The 2,804-nt window shown below is 54.0% G+C and carries 1 protein-coding gene; it reads right to left on the bottom strand.

The genetic code is table 11. The annotated features are described in order from the left end of the window. A partial coding sequence (locus BM231_RS26715) for a beta strand repeat-containing protein (RefSeq protein ID WP_208860679.1) occupies window positions 1-2,754 on the bottom strand: 2,754 nt, incomplete at its 3' end. Window positions 2,755-2,804: the final 50 nt, after the last annotated feature.

The following is a 2,804-nucleotide window of genomic DNA, read 5'->3' as shown; positions in this document are numbered from 1 at the left end:
CAGCTCGCCACCTGTAACAGTGGTGCCGCCGGTATAGCTGTTGGTGCCGGTCAGGATGGTGGTGCCGGCAAGCTGATTGACACTGCCATTCCCACTGATGTCTGCGGAGAACGTGTAGTCACTATCCGTGTGGTTGAAGTTGATCAGCCCGGTACCATCACCAAATTTAACCGCTGCGGCATCTAATATCCCTGCGGCCTGCGCCGGGTTGCCAGCAGCAGCACCAATATTGAGCGTGCCATGGGAACCGGTCTCCCTGCCCAGATGAACGCTGTTCTCCACATCAACCACGCCACCATCTGAGATCGTCAGGGTACCTCTTCCGAGCAATCCGATGTTCATATAGTGGCTGTTTTCCCAGAGAGACCCGTCTCCGGACACGACGACGTCTCCCGAAGAACCTGTCGCAGAGCCGATAACCCCTTTCTGACTGGTCACCCGACCACCTTCGGCAATGGTCAGAGTTCCGGTTCCATCACCTCCCACGGAAAGGGTGATCCCTCTCGCATCCAACCCGAAATCGTTCTTCCAATGTGACCCTTCTCCGGTCACCTCCACAGCCCCGGTTGAGCCTCTGGAAGATCCGATCTGACCATAACTGCTGGTAACTACTCCGCCCTCCAAGACACTCAAGGTTCCGTCTCCATCGCGTCCAATGCTAAAAGCACCCCCAACTCGAAAACGTGAATCAGGGCCTGTCACCGTTACCGCTCCAGAAGAACCTGCGTCCGTAGCGACAACGGCATATATTCTTGCAGAAACGTCACTGCCATCAGCAATGGTCAGAGATGCTGTTTGAGGACCACCAACACTAATAAATCGGTCACCACTCAGGGTAGCACCATCCCTGAACTCCAGCGCTCCTTCTGAAACAGTGGTGTCGCCGTTGTAGGTGTTGTCACCTGTCAGAACGAGTGTTCCAAGACCCATTTTTTGCAGTGAGCCAGTCCCTGTCAGGTTGGAAGCAATGGTTGAGGTGAAACCGGCACCCGAGCTGGTTCCGTCCCCAACCCTGAAAGAAACACTATCAAAACTAAAACGAGCATTCAGAGCTAAATTGCCACCCGTCACTGTATAACCATCGGCTGCGAACTGCATGCCTTTGGAAACCGAAACCCCGGCACTATCCACCGTGACTGTGCCAGGTGTTCCTTGGAAAATCAGCGTGCTGTCCGGTTGATAAGATGCACTTGCTGAGCCAGTGGCATCGGTCCAGTTGGTCCCGGCACTGCTCCAGGTGCCAGAACCGCCATGAACGATTCCATCAGCACTTGTTACCGCTCCGTTCCAGAAGCTCAGCTGGTCCGGGTTCACCAGAAGATTGACCTGTCCGGCTGTTGCAGTCTGTACGTTGTAAAGGAAGCCTGTGAGCGCGGTGCCCACCACCAGACCGTTATCGTTCAAACTGCCGCCATAGGTGATCAGATTATAGACCCCGGCGTCAAAGCCACCCGCATCAGTGACATTGAGCGATCCATCCAGCGTCAGATCACCACCAACGGCGATGAGGTCGCTGTCTACGCCCGCTGTGCCGGAAGGAGATCCAAGCTCGAAATCCAGAGCTGATGCGGAAGTAAGATTGAGGTCGCCGTCGATGGTCAGTGTGCCAGGGCTGTTGCCTGCAGCAATCGTTCCGCTTGTGACTGTTGCCGAACCGTTGATCGTGCCTGACCCACCAAGGCTACCGCCATCGACTGTAACATCACCAATTGTGCCATTAACAACCAGCTCGCCACCTGAAACAGTGGTACCGCCGGTATAGGTGCTGGCACCGGTCAGGATTGTGGCACCGGCAAGCTGATTGACAGCTCCGCCTCCCGAGATCGCATGTGAGAAGGTGTAGTCATTATCCGTGTGGTTGAAGTTGATTATCCCGGTACCGTCGCCAAATTCAACCGTTGCGGCATCCAGAACGCCTGCTGCCTGCGCGGATTCGCCAGCAGCAGCACCAATATTGAGCGTGCCATGGGAACCTGTCTCCCGACCTAACGTAACGTGATCCTCCACATCAACCATGCCGCCATCTGAGATCGTCAGGGTACCCCTTCCGAGCAATCCGATGTTCATAAAATGGCTGGTTTCCCAGAGAGAGGCATCTCCGGTCACGACTACGTCTCCCGAAGAACCACTCCGAACACCGATAATTCCTGTTAGACTGGTAACCTGACCGCCTTCACCAATGGTCAGAGTTCCGGTTCCCTCATTTCCCACGATCAAATTGTGACCATTCTGCCAGAGTGACCCGTCCCCGCCCACGAGCACGTTGCCGGAAGAGCCTGACGACCAGCCAATAGCACTAATGTAACTGGTGACCTGTCCACCATCAGTGACGGTCAGTGTGCCGTTTCCTTCGTATCCAATGATCAACGCTTCATCCTGGTCATCGCTCGCTGCGGGATTCAATCGCGAACCGGAGCCTGTCACCGTTATTGTGCCTGAAGAACCTGAATTATCGCCAAGAAAAGTAGAGCGATCATAAACAACCTGACCGCCATTTTGGATAGTTAGTTCAGCATCAGAACCATGTGTTGAGCCCACAACCAGATCTGACACCCGCCACGGATTTAGCTGCTCTGAAACACTTGGATCACTATCAATTGTTAGCGACGAAGACCCATCAATTTCTTCTGCACGAGCAGACCGGCTGTTGCCTGCCAAGTCCAGGGCAATGAGTGCAAACACAGGGACACGTAACGCTGAAACAACAACTTTTTGCTTTCGTCTTGTCTGTGAACCAAAACTATTCTGGAGCATTCAATTCCTCGGCTCTTATGTATTTGTAATGTTGTCGTTGGGCAGCGAAA

The organism is Pseudovibrio ascidiaceicola (genome assembly GCF_900114245.1).
GTDB lineage: Bacteria > Pseudomonadota > Alphaproteobacteria > Rhizobiales > Stappiaceae > Pseudovibrio > Pseudovibrio ascidiaceicola.
Note: the sequence above shows the minus strand (reverse complement) of the source record. Positions and strands in the feature narration are given on the sequence as shown.